The organism is Protofrankia sp. CiP1_Cm_nod3 (genome assembly GCF_982290655.1).
The window spans coordinates 34,665-37,961 of record NZ_CEVIVD010000032.1; the positions used below are offsets into that span (position 1 = coordinate 34,665).

Sequence of the window (3,297 nt, forward strand, 5' to 3'; positions counted from 1 at the left end):
CCGACGCTCCCGGAACAGCCGACGCTCCCGGAACACCGGGGGCGGAGCCTGGTGCCGCGGCCGGGCCGCCCGACGGGCGGTCGCCGCCCCGGCCCGGATAGCGTGGTGCGGTGACAGTTGCGCAGACGCCCATCACCACCGGTGAGCCGGAGCCCGGCGTACCCGCCACCGCGGCCCGCCCCGCCGACCCGTCCGCATCGGTGACGCTCGGTAAGGTCGGGATCTGGAGCGGCCAGTTCGACTACTCGCCGGCGTCCGTGGTGCGCGACGCCGTCGCCGAACTCGACGAGCTGGGCTATCCCGCGGTCTGGACCGGCGAGGTCAGGGGCCGGGAGGTGCTGGTCACCGCGGGGCTGATGCTCGCGGCGGCCCCCCGGCTGACCGTCGCCACCGGCATCGCGCAGATCCTCGCCCGGCACCCGCAGACGATGACGGCCGGGCAGCTGACGCTGGCCGAGGCGTTCCCCGGCCGGTTCCTGCTCGGCGTCGGCGTGTCGCACGCGTCCCTAATGGAGATCCGCGGGGTGCCGTACACCAGACCGCTGACGCAGATGCGCGCCTACCTCGACGAGATGGACGCGTCCGCCCGGGAGCAGTACCGGGCGGTTCCGCCGGCGTCGTCACCGCGGGTACTCGCCGCGCTCGGGCCGAAGATGCTGGAGCTGGCGCGCGCCCGGGCGGACGGCGCCCACACGTTCTTCGTGCCGCCGGAACACACCGCGAGCGCCCGGACGATCCTCGGGCCGGGCAAGCTGCTCATCCCGGAGCAGGCGTTCGTCCTGGACACCAACCCGGAGACCGCGCGGGAGCTGGCCCGGCGGCACACCGGCTCCTACCTGCGGCTGCCGAACTACACGAACAATCTGCGCCGGTTCGGTTTCACCGACAGCGATTTCGCGGACGCGGGTTCGGACCGGCTCGTCGACACGATCGTGCCCTGGGGCGACCCGGACGTCCTGCTCGGCCGGATCAAGGAGCATCTGGACGCCGGCGCCGACCACGTGTGCGTCCAGGTGCTCGACCCGGACCGCCGCGGCCTGCCCCGCCGGCAGTGGCGCGAACTCGCCCCGGCGCTGCTCGACCCGCTCGGCGAAAGCCGCCCAGGCCAGAGCGCCGGTCGCTAGAACGCCGGTCAAGTAGCGCGGATCCCATCCACGACCACCCGCGCAGGCCATGATCCAGGCTATTTTGTCGTTGTGTACGCTTTTTGGCCGCAAAAGCGTACACAACGACAAAATAGCGCCGATCTTCTCCGGTAGCTGGCGCCCATCGAAGCGGGCCACCGTTCGGGGGGATACGTATGGTTATCCGACTGGCGCTCTAGAACGAGCAAGAGCAACCGGCAGCAGGCCCACGTGAGCCGACGGGTGGTGGGGCGGCTGGCCCAGCGGTACCTCGCCGCGCCTCCTGGATCAGACGACGGACAGTGACGAACGCTGCCGCCAGGTACAGGTAGAAATCGACTGCCCTGCCGTTCTTCTCGGTGCGGCGGCGTAGCTTGCCGTAGCCGTTCATCCAGAAGTGGGTGCGCTCCCCGGCCCAGCGCCGACCGAACTGGACCGGGCTGCGTTCCCCCTTCGGGACGATCTCACCGGCCAGGCGGTGGGCGGCGAGCACGTCGCGAGACGGTTGGCCATGGTAGCCGGAGTCCAGGTGGACGGTGGCGGCGTCGGGCAGGCGATGGAAGTCGCGATCGCGGGCGCCAAGCAGATCTTCGGCGTCGGGCAAGGCCCGCGACCGGGTGAAAGCCGTCGTGGAACGCACCGTCCCGTTCGGCCTGGCCTGCCAGACGCTGACCGCTGTCTGGTACACCGTCGCCGGCCACCACTCCGACGGACGCCACCGACCACCACGCGCGCCCCCTGGTGCACCACCAAGACCCGCCCCTCCACCGCTGAAATGGCCGCAAGCTTCGCTGCGTCCTGATCGCCACCAGATACTCAGCCCACTCGACCCGAACCACCGACCCCGGCGGAACTCCACACCCTCCGACTGGTCTGGGGCACCGACACCGCATAACCGCGAAAGTCAAGTTTCATGTCAGTACTTCCCGTGCAAAGTGATCTGGATGGTCCCGGGTCCACCGTTACCCGATATCGGCCTCAGCTTGAGGCCCTGCACGATCGTATCCAGGTCGACGGTCTTTTCGTCGCGTACACGACGCGGTTCCTGATCGAGGCCCGCAAGCCCGGTTGAGACTACATCTATGAGCGGCACGCGGCGTCAGTCCGGGTTTCCAGGAATCTTGGTGACGTGTTTCTTACAGAGACGCCGGCTCCGCCGCCTGCACGCGGTAGCATATCCGATGATCATCATAGGTGATGGTCCAGGTGTGATGCCACGGAGGTGGGCCATGCATCGATCGTTCGGTCCGGGGAAAATGGTCGCGTCGGCCCTCTTGCTGGTTCTGGTCCTCGTCGGCTGCGATCTGGAGGGCAAATACCACCCGCCGCTTCTCCCGATCGAGTTCACGCTGTCCGGCGACGGGAGCATCACCGTAAATGCTTCACGGCAGATCGTAACTCCATTGGGAACTTTCTCTGTCGAGGCGTCCGAGTCGAAAAAAATTCAAGCTCCGGCGAACGGCACCCTGCTCGTTGTCCGACAGACGGTCCTCGGCAAGGCAAGGGACAGCTTGTACAACATCCATGTTGCGGATAAGCTCCGCTTCCTGCTGGACGGTAAGTCCGACATGGCGACCGAACGGAACATCGTGACCCTGAACCTGGGAGGCGATGTTCACGGTATCCGGATCCAGAATGTTCAACAGGTGAAGACTGCACCACAGTACGAAGCCAAGAAGGTCAGGAAACTGCCGCCCGTGCCGAAGGTCGATCCCTCCGCGCAGGCGACGCCCGGGCCATGCCGGTCGATATCCGCAATTCCGTCCAGGACAGCAGCCAGGACAGCGCCCGCGACACCGTCCAGGCCGCCGTCCGCAACGCCGTTCAAGGCCTCGGCCACGCCATCCGCCCTCGCACCGGACACCGTCTCGACAATGCCTTGCTCGTTGCCGACGAGAACGCCGTCCACGACACCGTCGGGAACGGTGTCACCGACGAGGACGCCGTCCACGACACCGTCGGGAACTCCGAGCAGAACACAGTCGCCCAACCCGAGCCGGTCCTCAGGGTCGCAGCAAGAAGATGGCATTTTAGGTTGATCAGATCATGCCAGATGTTCGACCGTCTGCCGCGAAGTTACGGTAGTCGATCATAAAACCCATGCGGTGGCCAGATTTTTCAATACCATTCACGCGGTCACGCAGGCAGAGTTCTGCTACCTGGAGTGCCGGTC

General features: G+C 66.8%; 4 protein-coding genes. 1 reads left to right on the forward strand and 3 read right to left on the reverse strand.

Going from position 1 to position 3,297, the window contains the following annotated elements; genetic code table 11:
* Positions 1-110 precede the first annotated feature (110 nt).
* Positions 111-1,124, forward strand: a complete 1,014-nt coding sequence (locus tag AC5LUJ_RS09010; protein WP_493464766.1) for an LLM class F420-dependent oxidoreductase — start codon at positions 111-113, stop codon at positions 1,122-1,124.
* 196 nt (positions 1,125-1,320) lie between these two features.
* Here the strand turns inward: AC5LUJ_RS09010 and AC5LUJ_RS09015 are convergent, their stop codons facing one another.
* The 3 genes from AC5LUJ_RS09015 to AC5LUJ_RS09025 all read right to left on the reverse strand — a co-directional run bounded on the left by AC5LUJ_RS09015 (position 1,321) and on the right by AC5LUJ_RS09025 (position 3,075).
* Positions 1,321-1,812, reverse strand: a complete 492-nt coding sequence (locus AC5LUJ_RS09015) for a hypothetical protein (protein WP_445548585.1) — start codon at positions 1,810-1,812, stop codon at positions 1,321-1,323.
* Between the two features lie 694 nt (positions 1,813-2,506).
* Positions 2,507-2,767: a hypothetical protein gene (locus AC5LUJ_RS09020; RefSeq protein WP_250293008.1), complete on the reverse strand. Its 261-nt coding sequence runs from the start codon at positions 2,765-2,767 to the stop codon at positions 2,507-2,509.
* Positions 2,764-3,075 carry a hypothetical protein gene (locus tag AC5LUJ_RS09025; RefSeq protein WP_250293006.1) on the reverse strand — a complete coding sequence of 104 codons (312 nt, stop codon included), beginning with the start codon at positions 3,073-3,075 and terminating at the stop codon, positions 2,764-2,766. The genes AC5LUJ_RS09020 and AC5LUJ_RS09025 overlap by 4 nt, the downstream gene beginning before the upstream one ends.
* Between the last annotated feature and the right edge of the window lie 222 nt (positions 3,076-3,297).